Below are 22,035 nucleotides of genomic sequence, written 5' to 3' on the forward strand. Positions count from 1 at the left end.
ATCAGCGCATTAAAACCCGGGGTATTCAACCTCAAGATCTCGCAAGAAAAGGTGTTCATGGGCGTAGACCATAGCCATCAAACACCTTCCATGTCTCAGCCAAATCAACAACCCGACCTTCAATACGTGCCTGATCCAAGGCCAGCGCGGCAATACCTGCTTCTAGTGCATCAACGACACTCACCGGCAGACTTTCTATTTCTTCACGCAGATAGGCCGCAAGATCAGCAGCCATCATCTGATCCGCACCGTAGTGACCTTTAGAGCCAGTTGGATCTGCCATGGAATAATCGTGTTTCGCTATCACTCTTCCATCTCGAGCGGTAGCTTTAAGATAACCCCGTTGAAAGTCTCCCTCCGCCATCCCTAATGCTCCCATCACACAAAACCGTCGATGCTCATCAGGCACATTCAAATTGGTATGAAATGCTAAATTAGCACCGCTTTCATACTGTAGAATCCCCGTCTGATAATCGATGATATCTGCATCGCTACGGAACGGATCATCCACACTGCTCCAGACAGACTTCTTAATATGGAATAGGTCATCTTGCGAACTTGACTCTGGTGCGTACTGGGGGAGATAAGAGCCCTTACCGCCAAAACTTGCGACTTTAATTGGACGACTTGCCGTAATCATGTTGTAAATATCTAAATCGTGGCAGCACTTCTCCAACATAAAGCCACCAGTTAATGCTGTTTTACGACGCCAGTCACGCATAAAAAAAGCACCGTGATAAGGGGCAATATGCTCATTCGCTTCCATAGATGTAATAGGGCCAAGCTCTGCTAGAACATTGCGCAAATCCACCATATGACGTGAATAACGCAGAACTAATCCCACCATCACTCTTTGCTCACCATGCTGCTGTAACAGGGAAGCCAAGGCCATAGTATCTTCTATCGTGGTCACCACAGGTTTTTCAGAAAACACTTGTACGCCCGACTCAAGACCAAGCTTAATGTGCTCAAGGTGAAAGGAGTTGGGTGAACCTACGAAAAATAAATCAGGTTGTGCATCTGACAACATTGCCGAGACAGAAGGATAACATGGGACATCGTCGCCGATCATATCAAGGTGGGTGGGCTGCGGATCATAGTATCCGGCAAACTCTATTTCCGGCATAGCGGATTTTAAATCTGATAATACATGCCCCGCACGGCGTCCAATACCAGCAGTTACTATTTTCATTATGTTCCCCCTCAGAAAGTGATATCGGGCGCACTTTTACGGTGCAGTGCTATCCCATCGACATTAAACACATGACAATCGGCCGAGTTCATGGATAACACCACTCGATCATTTGTTTTAATCTTGGCAAAGCTCGGCAATGAAGCACAAAAACGAATATCACCATCACTTATTAATCCATGCATGATAGTTACATTACCCAATCGCTCTACTGCACGAACAAAAACAGTGATACCTTCTCCCTCATCAACCAAAACAATATCTTCGGGTCGAATGCCAACCTCCACTTTTTCGCCCACACAGACCAATTCGGTGTCAACAGGGAGTGTCATTGCATATCCGCTGGCAAGTACTACAGACAACCCCGTAGCATCAATTTTCTCAACAGTGGCAGGAATAAAATTCATGTTTGGTTGCCCAATAAAACTGGCCACAAAACGTGTTGCAGGGTGATGGTATAACTCCATCGGTGTACCAAACTGCTCGACATTCCCACCATTTAAAACGACAACACGGTCAGCCATTGTCATAGCTTCAACCTGATCATGAGTGACATAAACCATAGTGGCATTCAGCTCTTTATGAAGCTGAGACAATTCGACTCTCATATCGCCACGTAAAGCGGCATCTAAATTAGATAATGGCTCGTCAAAAAGAAAAATTTTAGGGTTTCGTACAATACTACGACCAATAGCTACCCGTTGGCGCTGGCCTCCAGATAACTGACTTGGCTTAAGCGATAACTTATCTGTGAGCTTTAGAATCTTAGCCACACGCCCTACCTGGGCCTCTACCTCTGATGTAGGCGTTTTACGAACTTTTAACGGATAAGCGATGTTCTCAAAAACACTCATATGGGGATATAACGCATAGCTCTGAAACACCATCGCAATACCACGATCAACAGGACTCATCTTTCCAACTTCAACCGAGTCAATGTCAATCGTGCCACTGGTAGCATAATCCAGGCCCGCAATAATTCTCAAAAGAGTTGACTTTCCACAGCCAGATGGCCCTACAAATACAATGAACTCCTTGTCATGAATATGTAGATTGATATCTCGCAAGACCTCCAAGCTATCAAAAGATTTCGTTATATTGGTTAAATTAAGACTCGCCATTTTTATCTATCCTATTGCGTCAAAATATGTTCTGCTGGGCTTTCAGAGACCCTTTTAAAAAAAGAGATCATTGTGACAACACCTCCAAATATACTTTCAGAGTTATGCTTTAATGACGCCTTCTAAAGGCCTGAGAGCGAGAACATTGCTCTTTATCTTTCCTAACCTCATCACTTTTGAACTAGACAAACTCAGTTAATAACCAGATAATAATACCAATTAAGATACCAATACTAGTATTTTTCAAAAAAAAGGCTAAAAAATATACGAAAAAAAATAAATTGGTATCATTTTTACAAGAATCTTATACTCGAAAAAACAAAACCAATTTGGAGAATACTTTCCTTATGATAAAATATGTCTACATCTATCCCCCCTGCAGCCACATCCATTTCAACAGAGGGAATAGAGTCAAAATAAGCCTACAACTAGCCCATATAGGTCTAAAATTTGGCTAAAATAGTGTGCTCAAGCCACCTGCTATAGCCTTTATTGCTGGACATAGAAATGCATGAAAACATCACTTTCGCTTAGGAAATGTTCATGAGCCAACACCGAGTTAACGAACTATTTGGTACAGCCGATGCTTTGAGAGAAAAAGGAATGCCTCTCTACATGCAGGTGAAAAAAGCCATTCAGGCTTCGATCACGGCTGGGCGCCTTTTAAGTGGAGACACACTCCCACCTGAGCGAGATCTTGCGAAATATTTAGATGTTTCCCGCGTCACCATTCGACGTGCTATTGATGAGTTAGTAAAAGAGGAAGTTCTGACTCAACGCCAAGGTGCGGGGACATTTGTCAGCGAACGGGTTGAGCAACCACTCAACCATCTTCGTAGCTTTACTGAAGTTATGATGGCGCGGGGTAAAGACATCACCTCTAAATGGCTCGACCGATCCCTCGGCATGCCCCACGACGATGAATGCAAAGCTTTACAGCTATCGCCTGAACAAGAGGTGGTGCGCTTTTATCGCCTTCGTTTTGCTGATGGCAAACCCATGGCGTTGGAGATGGCGACCATTCCCAGCCGCTATATTGTGAATCCGTTTGCCATGGAAGGGTCTCTATACAGCTTGCTCGAAAAACAAGGTTGTCGCCCGGTTCGCGCTTTCCAGCGCTTACGGGCTATTAGCATTGATGAGCAAAGAGCGAGCTTACTCGATATCCCAGCGCTTAGCGCGGTACTCTATATCGAACGTACCGCTGTCACCCAAGATGGCACCCCGATTGAATTTACTCGCTCTTGGTTCCCTGGAGACTCTTACGACTTTGTCGCCGAAATCCACAACACCATTTAGTGAATATGCTTAACCATCAGGTTGTTAACTTGTCATGTTCGACAACCTGATATTGGGCTTGATCACGATGCTTTAGCTTTATAACGTTCCTACGCAGGTAACCATTTAAAATATTCACCAAGCCCAGCCAATATATTGGTTGTCGCAATAGCAGACAAAATCAACCCCATCACACGACTCACTACGCTCGCACCACTGCTACCGATCAGTCGGTGAATAACGCCTGCAAGCAACATAAAAATATACGCTACAACCAGTACAAACAACATCACTAAAGCAGTTTGCGTCTGCTCCCAAAGACTAAATAGATTATTCTCTGTCAACAATACTGCCGCAAGCATTGCCCCTGGACTAGCAATGGAAGGCACTGCAAGCGGAAAAATAGCCGTTTCTTTATGATCTCCTTGCAACAACTTGATTTCCTCTTCTGGCTTGCTATCCCCAAAAATCATATTTAACGCAAACAAGAAAAGCACAATGCCACCCGATATTTGAAATGCAGGCAAAGGAATGGATAAAGCTTTTAGTATTAACTCCCCCATCACAACAAAAAAGATTAAGACACCAGCAGAGACCAACGTCGCTAGCAACGCAATACGCCGCTTCGTTTTTTGATCATATTGATCCGTCACCGCGATAAAAACAGGAATGGTTCCAATCGGATCAATTACAGCGAAAAAAGTTATAAATACAGCAATAAAATCTATCATCCAGAAAACAATCCCTCTAAATGCTCATATTAGTCGACAGAATCATGACTTCTTTACTTCTCATCCAAGAAGATTAGATGCCATCACCTTCACTCACCTTCTCTTTCGCCAGTTTTAAAAAACGCTTATGAATTTGATGTGTTGCCAACCACACTCCACCCACGACAATGGGAACGGCAATGCCCATAGCAAGGCTTTTATCAAAATGGACCCCTCTGTCATAAAGCGCTTGAATAAGAAACTTTAACAGCCCAATGCTGTAATAACTGATCGCAGCAACCGACAATCCTTCCACTGTGTGCTGCATCGCCAATTGGATTTTTGAGCGACGATCCATTGATGCCAATAGCGATTGATTTTGTGATTGAATCGACATTTCCACTTGGGTTCGCATCATGTCAGACACTCGATCAATACGTCTTGACAGGTTTTCTAAATGCTCGCCCGTGGCTATACAGGTTCGCACGGCAGGCGTAAGTCGGCGAGTCATAAACTCGGTAATGGTTAAATGCCCCGACACTTCATCTTCTTTGAGCTCGTTTAAGTTTTTAATCACCAAATCATGGTAGGCATTAGTCGCACTGAAACGAAACGTGGTTTGTGCTCGGGCAGCCTCCACCCAAGCCGCCATATTAATAAGTTCGGTCAACAAAGCCTGTTCGTCTAATTCCTCTTTGGCATCTGCTAAACGCGCCGTCATCATCGCCAACTGTTGATCCATTTGTGCCAATTGAGGGTTGTATTTGCGTGCGATAGGTAACGCTAATAGGGCAAACAATCGGTAGGTTTCTATTTCGACCACACGCTGTACCATCCGGCCTAATTGGCTATCGCTCATGTTTTTGTTATATATCAAAAAACGACCACAACCATCACTATGAAGCTGGAAAGTAGTCCAAACTTGCGCATCACCATTTTGTGGACGACTTCCCACTAACCTCATCTCTTCGAAATAGCCCTTTACCTCAAATAAATCAGGCTCTGGCTGAGTACGGGCATCGGCAACCTCCACATGGAAAGCCGCGATGACGGTACCTGGTATCGCTGCCAACCAGTCTTTGGGTAACAGTCCTAAAGGGTTGTCAACAAAATGACCATTGGGTGAATCTTTTGTGGTGATCACCATGTAAGACGTAAACTCTAAATGTTTATCACGACGAATACGAAATTCGCCAAAATCAACATCGAAGCACACCCCATCTTCCAAAGGGGGAACTTGACCAAAATCCTCATACAGAGCACAAAACACATCAAATTCTTTTTGCTTCTGCTCAGGGCTAAGCAAAATAGCCAGATAACTTACCTGTGCAGGACTTGGTAATACTTGAAATGGTCGTGAATGCATTTCAGCATAAAGCGTTTCACGAGAGGGATGTAAGGTTAAGCCATAAACATTATTCGCAGAATTCACAAAACGCCCCAAGCTAGAGAATGACACCCTTACTTTAACAAAGGATCATTAAATGAATAAACGGTTATTGACCGTCAAGCAGAAAAATAGGAATGAAAATGAGTGAATACCTCTCTTTAATCAAAAAAGTTAATTATTTTGATCTTCCAAGAGGCTCTTCAGGTTTTGACTGTCATCGTCACGGGTCCAACAAACTCGATTTTTGCCTTCCTTTTTAGCAAGGTACAACATTTTATCCGCTGAACGAAAAAATGTGTCAATATCATGGGAGCTTGATGGCCGACAAGTCGCTCCCCCAACACTTATGGTGACGATCCCAACACGCTGATCATTACTATGGTAAGGCAAATCTAATTGTTCTACAGCCTTAAGACAATTACACATAATGGCCAAGGACTCTTCTTCTAACAAGCCTGGTAAAAGGACGACAAATTCTTCTCCGCCATAACGCGCTACTAAGTGCGTTTCATGGCTAAACTGCTTAGAAAATACATCCGCCACTTGTTGGAGCACACGATCACCGGCGGCATGGCCGTGGCAATCATTGTATTGTTTGAAATTATCAATATCGATGATGGCCATGGAAATCAGGCTTTGGTTACTTATTGCTACATCCCACTCCATTGAAATGACATCTTGATATTTACGACGGTTGGCAAGTGACGTTAAAGGATCAATATTTGCTAAACGCTCTAACATACGTTGCTGCTTCACTAATTTTAAGTGCAACTGAATACGAGCTCGGACAATATTTGTATGAAGAGGCTTCTGGATGTAATCACTTGCACCTAACAATAACCCCTTTTCCTCATGGATTTCATTGCCCAGTGCCGTGATGAAAATAATTGGAATAGCGCAGGTGCGAACATCATGACGTAACTGCGTCATGGTCTCAAAACCATCCATACCAGGCATCATTACATCCAACAAAATTAAGTCAGGTATCAGCTCAATGGCTTTTCTAATACCCTGCTCGCCACTTTTCGCTAATATCACATCCACATCATCACGTAATATACTGCTAATGACTTTTAAATTAATAATTTCATCATCAATTACTAAAACTTTTTGTCGTTCAGTCATTTAAGGGTCACCTAAAAATTTTTTGAAGCAGCTAACGGACCCTGTCTGCGGCCTTTTTATATTCTATTTTCGTTTACATCACTTCGAAATTTATGATCGCTTCGCCTGATCCATCATCAATGTCTGACGGAGGGATTCAAGATCCCCTTTCACCAATAATAAGTTTACCAAAAAGAAGATTTCTTCTAATAACCATTATATTGGCACTAAACCGCTTCTCTTTAGCTCATATCCTGCCTTTTTATAGCCACTACGGCTATAGCAGATATTAGGTTATACCGACATAGAGAATAATGAACGGATACTTACTCGTTTTCTAGACAAACCGATCCAGAAGTGGAAGCGAGTCCAGAAGAGCAAAAACACTTACATAAGTTGTATTTGATTTGACCGTAAGATTTATGTCAATACAGTGGTGACAATTCGTGAACAGAATAACCTCTTATCCTACCTAATCCTTGTTACATATCAGTGGAATTAAGATAGACTTACCCCCGTATTATTGTTGGGTAGAGACAATTATGAAACGCCATATTTTATCTTGGTCTGTTAATGGCTTTGCGACAATTTTTATCGGCTCTCTGATTTCGATTAGCCATCCAGCTGACGCGCTTGATCTGGTCGACTTTGGTCGCTCTTGTCTCAAACAAGAGCAAGCGTTAAATGCTGACCGAAAGGCAATAGAAGCCAGAGAGTTAAATAGACTAGCAGAAGAACAACGTCAAAATGGTATACCTGAGGACGAATACACTCAGGCACTGGCAGACTTAAAAAACACACTCGACGACTGTACAGAAACCGAGCCAAACAGTGGCTATTGTCATCAGGTACGTATGCAGTACAACGAACTACAATATCGTGCGGAGAAAGCTAGAGAAGACAACTTTACCGAACTAAACAGCGATACGCTAGCCAATACCGACTCTCTTTATGAACGCGAATTATTTATACAAAAAAAGGAGCGATTTGAAGATCTATGTCGAGACAGTGACGCACACTACGCCCTAATTAACAATCCACAAGCCTATCAAACCGTTTGTAGTTCGGAGAAGGCGAAACGCTCTATCACTTGCGCATTCACAAATTAACATGAGCCAGCACATTACTAATTGAATTGCTTAGAGCGATGCTAAAGTCAACATCGTATTAACATACGCCTGCTGCCGACCACGTTAATGGTCTTCTATTTGGTTGTCTTTCCCTTTTTTTAAAGATTCTGCTTTTTCATTTTTTATGCAGGTAGCAACTACTACACCACCACTTTTTCTTCTAAGTGTCACATTCACTTTGCATACTAAGGTATTAGACAAAAGCTTATGGTGACCATTTGGAGGCTTATTCCTTGTTTAAACGAAATCGGCTGATACGTTGGCCCCATCGACGCAGTGTGCTGCGTCAAACACTAAAACCTCAAAGTAATAACGTCATCGTTACCCTAAATCAAACTGGCACTATTGCTCAGGTAGATGATAAATACCTTTCCTTCTCTATCGACATTTCTGTTCTAGCGGGTGGCTTTTGGTGGGAAGGGAGCACCAGCAGCCAACAAGGATTGGGGACTCAAAAAATACCACCGTTGAACCTGCAACCTGGAAAACTAGACAAATTAGTACAAACCTTAGGGCCCGCCTATTTAAGGGTTGGAGGTTCTGAAGCAGATAATATTCACTATTTCGACACAGGAGAGGCTATCAGTAATACTCTCGTATTACGTAAAACTATGTGGGATGACTTACATAAATTCTGCGAACGCCTAAACCTATCCCTTATGTTCACATTTAAATATGGCCTTTTTAACCGCCAACAACACGGTCATTGGCAAGCTGACGAGGTCATCAAGTTACTCAAATACAGTCAAGACAACCATCAACACATCGCTATTTGCGAGCTTGGCAATGAACTCAATGCTTACTGGGCTTTTCATGGTATTACCTCTCAACCCAGAGCTCGTCTTCTTGCGAAAGATTATGACACCTTTATTCGCACCGTTAGACAACACAGTCCGAACAGTAAAATAGCGGGTCCCGGCAGTGCTTTTTGGCCTAGACTAGGAGAAACCATAAAACCCTTTAGCAACATCACTCCAAGCTTTCTGTCCTCTTTAACCGAAAAACTCGATATTGTTGATTGGCATTATTATCCTTTTCAAAGCAGTCGATCCCCCATTCGTACTCGTGCCGCGACACTAAGAAACACCTTATCTGCGCGATCTTTACTCGACTTCCAACGCTATTTGACACAGCTCACAACCTACCGAAACAGGTATCAACCACAAGCAGATATATGGACAGGTGAAACTGGCTCAGCACAGTGTGGTGGCGAAGCCAAACTATCTGATCGATTTGCCTCTTCTTTTTGGTGGGCCGATCAGTTAGGAAGAGGGGCACGCCTCGGTCAAAAAGTAATGATCAGACAGAGTTTGATCGGTGGAGATTATGCCCTGATTAATCGCCAATCTCTTAAGCTCAATCCTGACTATTGGCTCAGTTGGCTCTGGAATAAGTTGATGGGAAAAGAGGTGTATGACGTAAGAAGCAGTGATCCAGACGTGCTTGTCTACTGTCACAGTGCGCGAAAAGAAGGCAAGTGCACTCTCATGATTCTTAACATGTCGGCACGCCATAAAATCATCCAGTGTCAGGGGTTTGGAACAAAGAAAAGACGTTATGAAATGACAGCGGACTCATTGACATCAAGGAAAATCAGAATCAATGGTATTCGCCCAAAATTTAATGGTGGACAAGTCAAATTAAAAGACTTCCCAGCCCTATCAAAGCTAAATGTTGTCAGTGCTTATAGCATTAGTTTCTGGTGTTTTAGTTTATAACGAAATCATGCCATTAATAACAAAGCCCTTTCATAACGGGCATTAAATTGGCGAGCCCTGTGGTATCAAAAACGGCGTTGACCGACGGCGCATGATCTGTTGTCGCCTGAACCATAAACTGTTTTGACTTAGCCAGCTCGCGAATAAAATCCATTGGCTTAGAAACTTCCAGAGATTCGCGGCCAACAGCGGTATCCCACTTCGCAGACTGATTTGGGCCATTATCAAAATGATAGATAACAGAAGGAGAACCCTCTTTTAGCTTCACTCCCTCCCAGTGAATCTGGAAATTGACTTTCTTATCTTTACAACGAATGGTCATTTCAACAGGACGATCAATATAGTGCACACTTGATGAAGACAATAATGTCGCGATAAACACATTCGGTGTATCGCTGTCTTTCGTCGCTTGAATGGTATACACCCAATGTCCGTTATTGATTGTTTTCGGAACAAGCTTCAGCCGCTCAGAATGACTCAAACAAGCGATCAAACTGTTCATGTCATGTATGTCGCATGAAGGGAGGGAGGCAAAGGCCACGCTTGACACAAGCAACAACCCCATCAGAATAAAACGAAACATTTTCTTCCTACAAATAAAAAGCTGTGCATAGGATACAAAAAAACGACACAAATTAAACGTGACAAGTACATGCAAACACTTTTTTTACATTTTTAACGGATCATTAAACAAGTCATTTCATTTTTCTTCTGATAAAACACCGCTTTGTGGTCTTTTCAGTGCAATAACTTCTTTCATAATTTTCCTACACATCAACACAGACTCTTACAGTAAGCTAGTGAATATCCTTATACAATCAGCCTAATCAAAATCAGTACGCTCACAAAGGAACACGTCAGCACTTCAACGTAAGGCCACCGTATGGGACCACATTATAAAAGCGATTTAATCGAGCCCCAAAAACAAACGATGCTTAGTATCATCTCAGGACAATCGTCCGACACGACGACCTCCCATGACCCAAGCTATGATCTTGACTACCTCATTAATGCCGTACGTATTCATTTAGGAATGGATGTTGCGTTTCTTTCCCGTTTTCATAATGGTCAGCGTGAAATATGCCAGATCGACATCAATCATGATAATGAAACGGCCCTTAAAAGTGGCCATGTTGACCTCTGTGAACAAACTTACTGCCAATTAATTGCTGACAACATTTTGCCAGAAGTGATTCCAGATACCTCACTCAATGCCATCACAAAACGTCTCAGCATCACCCACCAGCTTAATATAGGCAGCTATATTGGCGTACCGATTATTTTCTCTGACAAATCGATATATGGCACGCTATGCTGCTTCAGCAAAAAGCCGGATCCTACACTTTCTAAAAAAGACGTATCGTTAATGAAGCTCTTTGCGAAAGTCGCCGCTCGCAACTTAGAAGACAGAATAAAACAAAACACGATCAAGCAAGCACTACGTAGCCAGATCACCACCATTATTCAGAATCAATTACTATCTATTGTTTTTCAACCCATATACGATATTGTTAATAAGTGCGTTTTAGGGTTTGAATGCTTATCACGCTTCAATATCGAACCCGTTCGAACACCAGACTATTGGTTTGACATAGCGGAGCAGGCAGGACTTGGCGAAGAGCTCGAGATGTTCGCCATTGAAACCGCTCTAAAGCATCTTGAATACATCCCTGACTGCTTTTATATCACCGTGAACCTATCTCCTAAATACATCTATTCCGAGCGCTTTCGCGAGTTATTAGAGCATGCTCCGTTACAGCGAATTATATTAGAGGTCACAGAGCGAGAAGTCATCGATGACTATCAAGCCTTTCAGGACACCCTTAAGCCTTTTCGAAGAAAAGGTTTGCGCCTTGCGGTTGACGATGCTGGTGCCGGCTTCGCCAGCTTTCATCATATCCTAGAATTACAAGCAGACATAATTAAACTAGACCGAAGTTTAATTAACAATATCAATGCGGATAATGGTCGCCGTGCCCTGATTACTGCCTTAACCAGCTTTGCCAAAGAAACCAGTAGTAAAGTGCTGGGAGAAGGCGTTGAAACTCAAGAAGAAGCAAATACCTTGACATACTTGGGAGTGGAAAAAATGCAGGGCTACTACTTATGCCACCCAATCCCTTTAAGCGAGGCGCTAGCCTTTAGCTTCGAATTGAATGTACAAAACGAACAAAAGGCCGAATAACCCTTCCTTTTTAGGAAAAACGATGAAGAGCGATTAACTCAACGCATTGACAGTGCTAGTCGCCGATGTGCCAGCCATTCGTTATCGGATACCGACGATCTCGTCCGAAACCTCGTGCCGTGACACGCACTCCCGTTGGCGCTTGACGACGCTTATATTCGTTCACATCTACAAGGCGTAAAACGCGATAGACAGTGTCACGATCAAACTGTTTAGTCGCCAAAATAGCCTCGGCACTCAAATCTTGTTCGATGTACATGTGCAAAATTTCATCAAGCACATCATAGCTTGGCAAAGAATCTTCATCGACTTGATCGGGGGCTAATTCTGCGGAGGGGGGACGACTGATTACACGCTCGGGAATCACATGTCCTAATGAATTACGGTAATGACAAAGCTTAAAGACAAGCGTTTTAAAGACATCTTTTAGGACAGAGTAACCGCCAACCATATCCCCATAAAGCGTCGCATAACCAACCGCCATTTCACTTTTATTGCCCGTTGTCAGCACCATCAAGCCTTTTTTGTTGGAAATAGCCATTAAGACCACACCACGAGTACGTGCTTGCAAGTTTTCTTCTGTCGTATCTTTTGAAAACCCATCAAACTCAGGTGCTAGAGCATCGCTAAATGCGGACACCATAGGCTCAATAGGCAACACACTGTATTTCACCCCCAATAGATTCGCTTCTTCTTCAGCATCTTCTAAACTCATAGAAGAAGTATAAGTATAAGGCATCATCACCGCCTGAACACGATCCGCCCCAATGGCATCCACCGCCACCGCCAAGGATAAGGCGGAATCCACACCGCCACTTAAACCAAGTACAATGCCTTTAAAGCGATTTTTATTAATATAATCACGCAGCCCCAAAACCATCGCCTGATAAACACTGGCCTCGACATCCAGTGCCGGAGCGATTTCTCCTGCAACAGGCATGACTTTATTCGGTTGGCTTTCATCAACGATCACATCAACACAGTACAAGCCTGCTTCAAACCAAGGGGCTTGCGACACTTTCTCACCGCGCGCATTCACCACAAAAGAGCCGCCTTCATAGACTAATTCGTCTTGGGCTCCCATATAGTTAACATAGACAATAGGCAGGCTCACTTCCGTCGCTCGCTGATGTAGCAAGGCTTCTCGCTGGCCCATTTTTTCAATATGAAACGGAGATGCATTTAAGTTTAGAATGATTTCAGCACCGGCTTCTTTAGCCTGTGCAATGGGGCCTGGATGCCAGATGTCTTCGCAAATGGTTAAGCCAAATTTGACCCCTTTAATATCCACAATGCAGGCGTCACGACCTTCCCTAAAATAGCGTTTTTCATCAAATACTAAAAAGTTTGGCAACTCTTGCTTAGCGTATTCCCCCAACAACTTTCCTTGATAGATAACACCTGTACAGTTAAACAAGTCACCATCAATGCGACGTGGGTAACCAACCACTACATAAATCCCCTGAACTTCCTCAAGAAGCTTTAATAAAGCAGATTCGATACGGCCATCCAAACTCGGGCGCAATAGTAAATCTTCTGGAGGATAACCCGTGAGCGTTAATTCTGGAAAAACGATCACATCTGCTTGGTCCCTATCACGGGCTTGGTTGGCCGCATCAATAACAGCTTGTGTGTTTTTTGTGATGTCACCAACTAGCATATCTAGCTGTGCCATTGCGATTCGTAATGTCATACAGTTGCTATCTCGTAAACTCTGTTAGAATATGCATCTTATTGTCTGGAATTACCCAACCTAGGTAAAGTATATGATCGTACGTTTGATCGTTTTTATTGCAATTTTCCTTATTGGCTGGTGGATATATCGCCAATTCATCGCTTTTAACCGAGCAAAAGCCACCTCAAACATGAATCAACCTAAGAAAGGCCAAACAACAAACGATGAAGAACCCATGGTTCGTTGTGAACAATGTCGAACCTATGTGCCTCGCTCACATGCTGTTCACGACCAAGAGGCTCATGCTTTTTGCACAAAAGAGCACTTACAACTGTTCCATAAGCAAAAAAACTAATCATTCAAAAACATCATTGTGCTGTGGTAACGAAACCATGACTGACGATGTGATGGTTTTGCCACCACCAACAATGAAATCGAAGGTGGATCAAATACGCCGTCTGATGTATGGAGTTAAGCTTGCGAGCGCAAAGTCGATAAAAATGTTTATCTGCTCCCAAGGTTATCTGATCAAACTGATAGCGGAGCAGTGTCCTTTGATAACGCCACAAATGATCATGGGAAATAGAGGCATTATTCGACAACGCGCAAAATCCTGAACATTGGCTCTTTTGAGCCGACGACAATGCAACATGCTGCACAACTTGTTCAGAGAAAGCCTGCCAAAGTCGCTGACTCTGATCGACCTCTTGCCGCTTTTCGCGCCACGCCAAGTGGGTTTGCAAGCGTTGCTGGTAGGCAAAGGATAACCCTGCCACCACGACCAAAAACACAATAATGGGCAATGAAATCCAGCCTCCTTGATGACCGATGAACCGATGTTTCACACTATATCCTTTGCTTTTTTACCCTATCCAACTTCTAAACCTCTTAGCCGGTAAATACAACGATAGTATTGGCAACCCCTTCGCAGGGAGCGTTATATTGCCATTGTTCCCCACGCATCGAGTGGTACGTTCGTTGACGTTGTGTGGACTTTGCCACCTCACAATCATTTAGTTGATAAAGATATTCCACCCACAACCCTAATACCTTGCTCATATCATAGGTACCGTAGTCTTTATCAATCGCATCCACTTTTCCGTCCTGATTGTCGTCCAATAAAGGAAACACCGCGAGTCTCTTTAGTCCCAACCAAAGTGCCAACGAACGCCCACTAAAAACCGGCGTACGCCAAAATGCGGGCTGATCGTTTTTACCCCGCCCCACATACCAATAAAAAGAAGCTCGACTTTCCAGCACTCCTGTCTGTCCGACTAAAGAAACAGCCTTACTCGAGTCTGTGGACATCACCGTTAATGAAGACAATTGAAACGTTGTACTCTGTGCTGACACTCGGGAGACTCGAGCATCGACATTCCCCAAACATGTCGACACATTCGCCCTTTCGCCTGGCGAAAAGCCACATTCATTGGTTAACGTTAAAGGATTACTCAGTGATCGAATAGAAAGTCGACAAGCACCACTGTCCGTCGCTTGTAGCCAATCGGAATGATCATCCACATCTCGACTCTGCAAACGCTTAGGCACCTCCCCACCCTTACCGATCCGTAATTGACTATGATCATTCGGAGAACAGCCCGCAGGACGAAGGCGTGACCATTGCGCGCTAAACTGAGACGCTAATGCAGAGGAAAAAGTTTCTTGCTCTGAAAACATCCTCGCCAGAGCATCATGTGTTTGGAGTTGCCAGATAGCACGGCCGATCAAAGGCACAATAATAGCGATCAAAGCACAGGCGACCATCACCTCAAGCAACAAACCACCACGCAACCTATATCGCTTATTCATGCCACCCACCTTGTTCTTCCTTACCACCTGCGAAAGTATTCAACGAAGCACTTTGTGCGGCATCAAACCACTGCCGTAACCCTTCGCCAGAACAATGCTGGCAAAGTGGATAGGTCTGTCTATGTGAAGAGGAGAAACCAACATGTTCACGCCAAGTGTCCTGACCAGTCAGGCTTACCATTGAATCGGCTCTGGAACGATTTTCACGCTTTATTTGGTTGGCCTTTGAGTGCTCAATGGTTTGCCATTGCACAACAATTTGGCGCTGGGCTAAGGTCAATACTAAGCCTAATAAAGCGAGACTTATCAGGATTTCGAAGATCATCCAACCTGCTTGTCGACTTCGAGTACATTTGCCTTGACATGATGCAAAACGACCTTGAGAGCCTTTTTTGAAGGAGGAAGAGTGAGAAGGGGAAGATCGAAACCGACTCATGGCAACTATTACACGCATGACTTATCTGTTCGACGAACTTTAGAGCGATAAAAACGCCCACTTTGATTCAAAATAATGTCAGCCGTCCAACGACCAAAACAAAATACAAAAGTACCATTTTGGTAACTAGACAGACCATTAGGGAGAAACTCAATACGCGACTTATTCGATGGGAATCCTTGCCAATGAACGGTTACATCATGATCGAATTGAACCCGACGGTATTCTTTGGCATAACCTTCTTGCTGCCGGACTTCAAAACCTGACGACCATATCCCGCTACAATTCTCTCCTCCGCAAACAAAACTCATTGCGCCGGATTTAATCGCCATTTGGCGAGCTTCAAGCAGTGCTTCAGACAAACTATCCATGTCTTCTTGCAGGATTTGTCTGTCTTGATGTTCCTTTTGATAGACAAAAAAATGAGTGGCGCCGAAAAAAGACAAAATGGATAGAATGGCGAGAACACATAGCACTTCAATAAAAGCAAAACCACCTAAGCGGGGCTGATTCATGTGGAAACCTCCTTGTCTCCAACTCCGTAACAGTCTTGTTTAAAAATCTCCTCACAGCAAGCCAGATGCTAAGCGGGAAAAAACCATTTATCAATGAGTTTGGCAATTTGTCGTGGTTTTTGGAAAGGCAAAGAATGATCACAACCACTGAACACCTTATGATGCCACCCCTCGTAGCGCTCACTCAACAATTGATAATGCTCTTTGAGTGCTGCATTGCTTAGCTCCCCAGAGAGCAAAAACACTTCTTTCGCTGCCTCGATCATCGCCTGTCTGTACTCAGGGGCAGCGGCAATAACTTCCACATGGTTTGTTACCGCATCCAAAGCAAAAGCAAAACCCAATGGACGATGGGCCAAACGAGATTGCGTTGTCGATTCAGCGGCGTGGTTCTTGCGGCGATTGGGCGAAACGGTGTCCATAAAACTCGCCACTCCCAGCTCAACATCACCCGTTTCACGAATCGTCTGAGAGGCTTGCCGATATTTTTTACGCACTTCAATAAGCGCCTGTAGATCTTCCCGATCAAGAGACGCCGGCTCAAGCAAAGCCATTTTTAATGGTGTTAATCCTGCCATCACTCGATGATGATTAAGATTAAGCGCAACCAGTCCCCCTAAAGAATACCCCATCACATCAAATTCCCGCCAATCTAGAGACAGTAAAAGCGCCTCGACTTCACCTGTAAGCTCAGCAATAGTAACAGGAGCTTCTTTACCGCCATGGTGGTAAGACGCTCCCATACCTTTTAAATCAGGCATAAGAATCCATCGCCACTTTTTTAAAAATGGCAACATAGGTGAATACGTAATATCCCCATCAACTCCAGCACCATGTAACATTAAACAGGCTCGATCTGCATCCGCCTCAGGATTTTCATGGAGACGATAGGCAATACGACCATTCTTTAAAGAAAGAAAAAAAACATCAGACACTTGTAATAACCCTGTAGGAGCCCCTATTAAAGACTACAATATTTTGTTTTACATGAGCGGTTGCCCTTATTATGCCAGAAATAACACTGATAGACCTACCATATCAGAGCTCATTATTGCCCTTCTTCCAAGCAATAAGACACTTACCTTACCCAGCCATACTGGACAGCAACCACGAACATTTTCCAGATACGCAATTCGACATACTCGTCGCCAATCCACTTGCTCGCATTCACCCCAAGTCCCATAACACACTAATCGATTGGCGTGACAAGGTGTTATACAAACTCAGTGATACTGACAATCCAATGGCTCTTCTCAACGAGCTATACACCCACATTGTACAGGAAGGTTGGGCGAAAAATGCCCCCACAGACCTTCCGTTTACTGGCGGATTACTAGGGTATTATGGCTATGAAAGTGGTCATTATGTTGAACAGCTGCCCGACTCAGTCAATCACGACATACAACTTGATACTCTTAGCATGGGATTATATGGATGGGCCGTCGTGACAAACCACCCTCGCCGTAGCACTCAGTTAGTCATCACCCCTTGGTGCTCTCTTGAAGAATCCCACTCAATCCTTTCTCTATTGCAAGGAGCACAACAAACAACAGAGAACCACCAAGGGGCAGCCTCAGAATTTAGGCTGAATAGTCGATTCACATCGAATATGAGTGCTACTTCTTACGCCGCGAAGTTTGATCGAGTAAAAGCCTATATTCAAGCAGGTGATTGTTATCAAGTAAACTTAGCACAACGGTTTTCGAGTACTTACCATGGAGATCCACTCACCGCTTATCAACAATTAAGAGCTGTGTGCCCCACTCCTTTTTCAGCCTATTTAGCGCTATCACCAGACCAGGCAATACTAAGTCACTCCCCAGAGCGGTTTTTACTGTGTGATAAGGGACGTATAGAGTCTAAACCGATAAAAGGGACCATCGCCCGAGGTGAAAACCCTCAAGCGGATAAACAAAATGCCGATACTCTACTAGAATCAAAGAAAGATCGTGCCGAAAACCTTATGATTGTTGATTTATTGCGGAATGATCTTGGGCGCACCTGCTTAACAGGCAGCATTAAAGTACCGTCACTATTTACTCTTGAAAGTTACGCTAATGTTCACCATTTGGTATCAACGATTGAGGGTAGAATAGGCTCGCGAGACCAGGCCATTCATGTTTTTCACGAAAGCTTCCCTGGCGGTTCTATCACAGGTGCACCTAAAATAAGAGCTATGCAAATTATTGATGAGCTTGAACCGGATGAACGTTCCGCCTACTGTGGTTCCATCGTGTATTTCAGTACCAATGGTCAAATGGATTCGAGCATTACCATCCGCACTCTGGTGGCCGATCAGGGAAACATCCACTGTTGGGCGGGTGGTGGTCTTGTCGCAGATTCAATCTGCGAAGAGGAATACCAAGAAACCTTTACCAAGGTAGGCAAATTGACCCATACTCTTGAACACGTTTTTTTGAAGTAGGCCGTATTATGCCCCATATATCGCAGTTTTTAGACGCCTTACCCCTTCAACCTTCTATGGATGAGATACGCGCAGCTTTAGACCATACACAAGATGTTCATCCCATTTACAATCCCGACAAAGATCTATCGCCAAGTGCTTACAAATTAAAATACCGTTCTGCTGCGGTGTTGATTCCTATTTGGCAAAACCCAGACGACGAACAATTGTATGTATTACTCACCAAGCGCGCCCTTCATATGCGCAATCATCCAGGACAAATAGCTTTCCCCGGTGGCAAGCATGACCCGACAGATGCCAGCATTCAATACACAGCATTGCGAGAAACTTTCGAAGAAATCGGCCTTGCCCCTGATTGTTTTGATTTGATCGGCGAATTGGGTGAATACTGCACCATTTCGGGGTTCTGCATCAAACCCATTATTGCTGAAATGACTCGACTCAGCAAAATGAGCCTGTGCGAAGACGAAGTAAAATCCGTTCATTGGGTACCACTTAGCCACCTCCTCACCCCCAGTAATTATCGTTTTCGCAAAAAGAAACTCGGTAATGTTTCGCGCGGCTACTTTGAAATAGATTACCAAGATATTCGCATATGGGGGGTCACTGCGGGCATTTTGTACGGTCTTTACGAGACCTTGGCCCAATATAACAAGCAACTTTGCTAACGGACATAAAAAACTTACGCAAAGAATAAGGTTAGCGTGCTTTCGTATTTTGCATACAACACACAACTTGATATGGTAGACCCAACATACATTTGACGGTGGTTACAATCCTATGTCTACTTTTGATTTAGCGTCTTTTATTGCCAGCAATAATGAAGACCAAGCACAAAAAATCCTCCACAATGCGTTAAAAGCATTCGACAACATCGCCATTTCGTTTAGTGGTGCAGAAGATGTCGTACTCATTGATATGGCGGTAAAGGCTAAGAAAAATGTTCAAGTTTTCTCTTTGGACACAGGGCGACTACACCCAGAAACATATCGTTTTATTGAGCAAGTCCGTAAGCATTATCAGATTGACATTGACATTATGTCTCCAGATCGTGAGGCGTTAGAACACTTCACCAAAGAGAAAGGGCTATTTAGCTTTTTCGAGGACGGTCACAAAGAGTGTTGCGGAATACGAAAAGTCGAGCCATTAAAACGCAAACTTGCGCAATTGGATGCATGGGTAACAGGTCAACGCAAAGACCAAAGCCCAGGCACTCGCAACGTGCTAGCTTTTGCAGAGCTGGACAGTGCCTTTAGCAAAGAGAACAAGCCGCTTTATAAATTCAATCCGTTGGCCAATTGGTCCTCTGAAGACGTCTGGAACTACATCAAAATGTTTGACGTACCCTATAACGAGCTTCATGCTAAAGGATTTACTAGTATTGGCTGCGAACCATGTACTCGACCCATCCTACCGAACCAGCATGAACGCGAAGGCCGCTGGTGGTGGGAAGAATCCGAGCATAAAGAATGCGGATTGCACATCGGCAACCTGATTCCAACCGCGCAGCAATAACAGACTCAATACAGATGTCGTTTAACCAAGTTATGCGGTAAAACGACATCTACTATAGCCCCTATCAGCCAACAACCAACTGATCCGCTTCTTTTTTCGAGTTTGCAATACGCTTGTCCCACTGACTAATAAAACGCGCATAGCAGTTTTCCAGCTCATTAATATGCTGAACCAGAACTTTTCCTGCAGCCGTCAACTCTGTCGTTCGCCCATGACGCACTAACAAAGTCGCCCCAAGTCCTTGCTCGAGCTTCTTAATATGTTGACTCACTGCAGGCTGAGTTAATCCTAAACGCTGCGCAGTTTGCGTAAAACTGCCCGTCTCAACCAGTGTTTTAAATGTTTCTAAATGATGTGTATTAAGCATAACGATTCCTTATAGTAAGGTTATTATACGAAGCCCATCATTCAGAGCATTGACCTAAGTCGTGTTTTAATGAAAGACTGATCACTCCTTGGATAATAAATTATGAGCAAGATGAAAGAGCAGTATTCAGCGTTACCTTGGCAAGAAAGGCAATCGGGTCCCAAGCCCGCCCGCGAAAACGATTATCGAACCCCTTACCAACGAGATCGCGCTCGCATCATTCACAGCGCTGCTTTTCGTCGCTTGCAGTCCAAAACGCAAATTTTAGCCATTCGCCAAAATGACTATAGCCGAACACGCTTAACACACTCTCTCGAAGTCGCACAAATCGGTAATGGTATTGTTCATCAACTAAAATACAGCGCACCAGCAAACGCCGACTTTCAGGCTTGGCTTGCGGAAGATGCCTTAATAGAAACCGTTTGTTTAAGCCATGACATTGGCCATCCACCTTTTGGCCACGGTGGCGAAGTCGCGCTGAATTTTATGATGCAAGATAACGGCGGATTTGAGGGCAATGCACAATCCCTTAGGATTTTGGGCAAACGCGGCTCTTACTCGCCGATATATGGCATGGATGTCACCAGAAGATCCTTACTAGGTATATTAAAATACCCTGTGCTCTATCAGGATGTTGTAGGTCACTATCCCCCAAAACCGGAACGGTTCCGTCAATTTAAAGCCTCGCAATGGGCACCACCAAAATGTGTCTATAAAGAAGAGCAAGACTTGCTTGATTGGATTATTGCTCCTTTTAGCGAAAGCGACAAAGCACGATTTCAAGCGATACGCCGCCCCAGCCCTCATGCCCATGCCAAAGCCAATCACGCCAGTTTTGACACCAGTATAATGGACCTTGCTGACGACATCGCTTACGGCGTCCATGATCTAGAAGATGCCATCGTACTTGGCATGGTAACAAAAGAAATGTGGCTAGAGCATTTGGAACCAAAACTAGCGGATTTAGGAAGCCAATTTCTAACGAACAACCTCACCACACTTCGTCATCAATTATTTAGCCGAGAAAGCCATCTCAGAAAAGAGGCCATTGGCAGCTTAGTTAGCTGGTTTATCACCTCTTGCCAAGTCGAAGAAGACGCATCCTTCGAGCATCCATTGTTACGCTACCAAGTCACCTTACCCGAAGGCCAACGGCAAGCACTGGCGTTATTGAAAGCGTTTGAAATGCAGCACATTATTCAAAAGCCTGAAGTACAAATGTTGGTGTATAAAGGTCAGCAAATGTTATTGGAAATGTTTGAAGCATTCGCGGCTGACCCAAGTCGATTATTACCGAAGGAAATCGCAAAAGAATGGCATCAAACAACCCATGAAAAAGGTCATGATGGTATGAGAATTATCTGTGACTATATGGCATCCATGACCGATGAATACGCCAGCCGCATGTACAACAAACTGTTTGTGCCAAGCTTTGGCTCCGTGTTTGAACCGATGTAGTCGGTCT

The 22,035-nt window shown here is 43.9% G+C and carries 22 protein-coding genes; 9 read left to right on the forward strand and 13 right to left on the reverse strand.

Annotated features, from left to right (window positions below; all coding sequences use genetic code 11):
* Nucleotides 1-55: 55 nt before the first annotated feature.
* Both AC0VYI_RS16025 and AC0VYI_RS16030 read right to left on the reverse strand, forming a co-directional pair.
* Nucleotides 56-1,192 (reverse strand): Gfo/Idh/MocA family protein, encoded by a 1,137-nt coding sequence (locus AC0VYI_RS16025; RefSeq protein ID WP_475444089.1) that lies wholly within the window; start codon nucleotides 1,190-1,192, stop codon nucleotides 56-58.
* Nucleotides 1,193-1,203: 11 nt separating this feature from the next.
* Nucleotides 1,204-2,313 carry an ABC transporter ATP-binding protein gene (locus tag AC0VYI_RS16030; protein WP_475444091.1) on the reverse strand — a complete coding sequence of 370 codons (1,110 nt, stop codon included), beginning with the start codon at nucleotides 2,311-2,313 and terminating at the stop codon, nucleotides 1,204-1,206.
* Nucleotides 2,314-2,856: 543 nt separating this feature from the next.
* On the opposite strand from AC0VYI_RS16030, the gene AC0VYI_RS16035 reads away from it, so the two are divergent.
* Nucleotides 2,857-3,612 carry a GntR family transcriptional regulator gene (locus AC0VYI_RS16035; protein WP_475444093.1) on the forward strand — a complete coding sequence of 252 codons (756 nt, stop codon included), beginning with the start codon at nucleotides 2,857-2,859 and terminating at the stop codon, nucleotides 3,610-3,612.
* An 89-nt stretch (nucleotides 3,613-3,701) separates the two neighbouring features.
* Here AC0VYI_RS16035 and AC0VYI_RS16040 read toward each other — a convergent pair whose 3' ends face one another.
* The 3 genes from AC0VYI_RS16040 to AC0VYI_RS16050 all read right to left on the reverse strand — a co-directional run bounded on the left by AC0VYI_RS16040 (nucleotide 3,702) and on the right by AC0VYI_RS16050 (nucleotide 6,816).
* The gene (locus AC0VYI_RS16040) at nucleotides 3,702-4,322 is read right to left on the reverse strand and encodes a MarC family protein (protein ID WP_475444094.1); all 621 of its coding nucleotides are present in this window, start codon (nucleotides 4,320-4,322) and stop codon (nucleotides 3,702-3,704) included.
* A 73-nt stretch (nucleotides 4,323-4,395) separates the two neighbouring features.
* Nucleotides 4,396-5,733, reverse strand: a complete 1,338-nt coding sequence (locus tag AC0VYI_RS16045) for a DUF3422 family protein (protein ID WP_475444096.1) — start codon at nucleotides 5,731-5,733, stop codon at nucleotides 4,396-4,398.
* 129 nt (nucleotides 5,734-5,862) lie between these two features.
* Nucleotides 5,863-6,816 (reverse strand): GGDEF domain-containing protein, encoded by a 954-nt coding sequence (locus AC0VYI_RS16050; RefSeq protein WP_475444098.1) that lies wholly within the window; start codon nucleotides 6,814-6,816, stop codon nucleotides 5,863-5,865.
* A gap of 521 nt (nucleotides 6,817-7,337) precedes the next feature.
* On the opposite strand from AC0VYI_RS16050, the gene AC0VYI_RS16055 reads away from it, so the two are divergent.
* Together AC0VYI_RS16055 and AC0VYI_RS16060 are read left to right on the forward strand one after the other, a co-directional pair.
* On the forward strand, nucleotides 7,338-7,904 hold the full coding sequence (locus AC0VYI_RS16055; protein WP_199475430.1) for a hypothetical protein: 567 nt from the start codon (nucleotides 7,338-7,340) through the stop codon (nucleotides 7,902-7,904).
* A gap of 254 nt (nucleotides 7,905-8,158) precedes the next feature.
* Nucleotides 8,159-9,643 (forward strand): glycosyl hydrolase family 79 N-terminal domain-containing protein, encoded by a 1,485-nt coding sequence (locus AC0VYI_RS16060; protein WP_475444100.1) that lies wholly within the window; start codon nucleotides 8,159-8,161, stop codon nucleotides 9,641-9,643.
* 13 nt (nucleotides 9,644-9,656) lie between these two features.
* Here AC0VYI_RS16060 and AC0VYI_RS16065 read toward each other — a convergent pair whose 3' ends face one another.
* The gene (locus tag AC0VYI_RS16065) at nucleotides 9,657-10,226 is read right to left on the reverse strand and encodes a hypothetical protein (protein ID WP_199475428.1); all 570 of its coding nucleotides are present in this window, start codon (nucleotides 10,224-10,226) and stop codon (nucleotides 9,657-9,659) included.
* Between the two features lie 300 nt (nucleotides 10,227-10,526).
* Here AC0VYI_RS16065 and AC0VYI_RS16070 point away from each other — a divergent pair, with 300 nt between their 5' ends.
* Entirely contained in the window at nucleotides 10,527-11,828 is a 1,302-nt protein-coding gene (locus AC0VYI_RS16070; protein WP_475444102.1) for a sensor domain-containing phosphodiesterase, read from the forward strand.
* Nucleotides 11,829-11,883: 55 nt separating this feature from the next.
* Here the strand turns inward: AC0VYI_RS16070 and AC0VYI_RS16075 are convergent, their stop codons facing one another.
* Nucleotides 11,884-13,521: an NAD+ synthase gene (locus tag AC0VYI_RS16075; RefSeq protein WP_199475426.1), complete on the reverse strand. Its 1,638-nt coding sequence runs from the start codon at nucleotides 13,519-13,521 to the stop codon at nucleotides 11,884-11,886.
* A gap of 73 nt (nucleotides 13,522-13,594) precedes the next feature.
* Here AC0VYI_RS16075 and AC0VYI_RS16080 point away from each other — a divergent pair, with 73 nt between their 5' ends.
* Nucleotides 13,595-13,858, forward strand: coding sequence for a PP0621 family protein (locus AC0VYI_RS16080; protein WP_475444105.1), 264 nt, complete (start codon nucleotides 13,595-13,597; stop codon nucleotides 13,856-13,858).
* A 13-nt stretch (nucleotides 13,859-13,871) separates the two neighbouring features.
* On the opposite strand, the gene AC0VYI_RS16085 is transcribed toward AC0VYI_RS16080, so the two are convergent.
* From AC0VYI_RS16085 to AC0VYI_RS16105, 5 genes are all read right to left on the reverse strand, one after another.
* Nucleotides 13,872-14,348 carry a hypothetical protein gene (locus tag AC0VYI_RS16085; RefSeq protein WP_475444107.1) on the reverse strand — a complete coding sequence of 159 codons (477 nt, stop codon included), beginning with the start codon at nucleotides 14,346-14,348 and terminating at the stop codon, nucleotides 13,872-13,874.
* A 43-nt stretch (nucleotides 14,349-14,391) separates the two neighbouring features.
* Entirely contained in the window at nucleotides 14,392-15,312 is a 921-nt protein-coding gene (locus tag AC0VYI_RS16090) for a hypothetical protein (RefSeq protein WP_475444109.1), read from the reverse strand.
* Nucleotides 15,305-15,766, reverse strand: coding sequence for a hypothetical protein (locus AC0VYI_RS16095; RefSeq protein ID WP_475444111.1), 462 nt, complete (start codon nucleotides 15,764-15,766; stop codon nucleotides 15,305-15,307). Before AC0VYI_RS16095 ends, AC0VYI_RS16090 begins: the two co-directional genes overlap by 8 nt.
* Nucleotides 15,757-16,263, reverse strand: coding sequence for a GspH/FimT family pseudopilin (locus AC0VYI_RS16100; RefSeq protein ID WP_475444113.1), 507 nt, complete (start codon nucleotides 16,261-16,263; stop codon nucleotides 15,757-15,759). Before AC0VYI_RS16100 ends, AC0VYI_RS16095 begins: the two co-directional genes overlap by 10 nt.
* Before the next feature lie 68 nt (nucleotides 16,264-16,331).
* Nucleotides 16,332-17,198, reverse strand: coding sequence for an alpha/beta fold hydrolase (locus AC0VYI_RS16105; RefSeq protein ID WP_475444115.1), 867 nt, complete (start codon nucleotides 17,196-17,198; stop codon nucleotides 16,332-16,334).
* Between the two features lie 71 nt (nucleotides 17,199-17,269).
* Here AC0VYI_RS16105 and pabB point away from each other — a divergent pair, with 71 nt between their 5' ends.
* The 3 genes from pabB (at nucleotide 17,270) to AC0VYI_RS16120 (ending at nucleotide 20,203) form a co-directional block, all read left to right on the forward strand.
* On the forward strand, nucleotides 17,270-18,688 hold the full coding sequence (gene pabB, locus AC0VYI_RS16110; protein WP_199475419.1) for an aminodeoxychorismate synthase component I: 1,419 nt from the start codon (nucleotides 17,270-17,272) through the stop codon (nucleotides 18,686-18,688).
* An 8-nt stretch (nucleotides 18,689-18,696) separates the two neighbouring features.
* Nucleotides 18,697-19,356, forward strand: coding sequence for an NUDIX hydrolase (locus AC0VYI_RS16115; protein ID WP_199475418.1), 660 nt, complete (start codon nucleotides 18,697-18,699; stop codon nucleotides 19,354-19,356).
* 112 nt (nucleotides 19,357-19,468) lie between these two features.
* Nucleotides 19,469-20,203 (forward strand): phosphoadenylyl-sulfate reductase, encoded by a 735-nt coding sequence (locus tag AC0VYI_RS16120; protein WP_475444117.1) that lies wholly within the window; start codon nucleotides 19,469-19,471, stop codon nucleotides 20,201-20,203.
* A gap of 64 nt (nucleotides 20,204-20,267) precedes the next feature.
* Here AC0VYI_RS16120 and AC0VYI_RS16125 read toward each other — a convergent pair whose 3' ends face one another.
* Nucleotides 20,268-20,570 carry a LysR family transcriptional regulator gene (locus AC0VYI_RS16125; RefSeq protein ID WP_199475416.1) on the reverse strand — a complete coding sequence of 101 codons (303 nt, stop codon included), beginning with the start codon at nucleotides 20,568-20,570 and terminating at the stop codon, nucleotides 20,268-20,270.
* A 102-nt stretch (nucleotides 20,571-20,672) separates the two neighbouring features.
* Here AC0VYI_RS16125 and AC0VYI_RS16130 point away from each other — a divergent pair, with 102 nt between their 5' ends.
* Nucleotides 20,673-22,028 carry an anti-phage deoxyguanosine triphosphatase gene (locus tag AC0VYI_RS16130; protein ID WP_475444120.1) on the forward strand — a complete coding sequence of 452 codons (1,356 nt, stop codon included), beginning with the start codon at nucleotides 20,673-20,675 and terminating at the stop codon, nucleotides 22,026-22,028.
* Nucleotides 22,029-22,035: the final 7 nt, after the last annotated feature.

It is taken from the genome of Marinomonas sp. 63XJN7_9_ISO-PGPR-S23-217 (assembly GCF_056173515.1).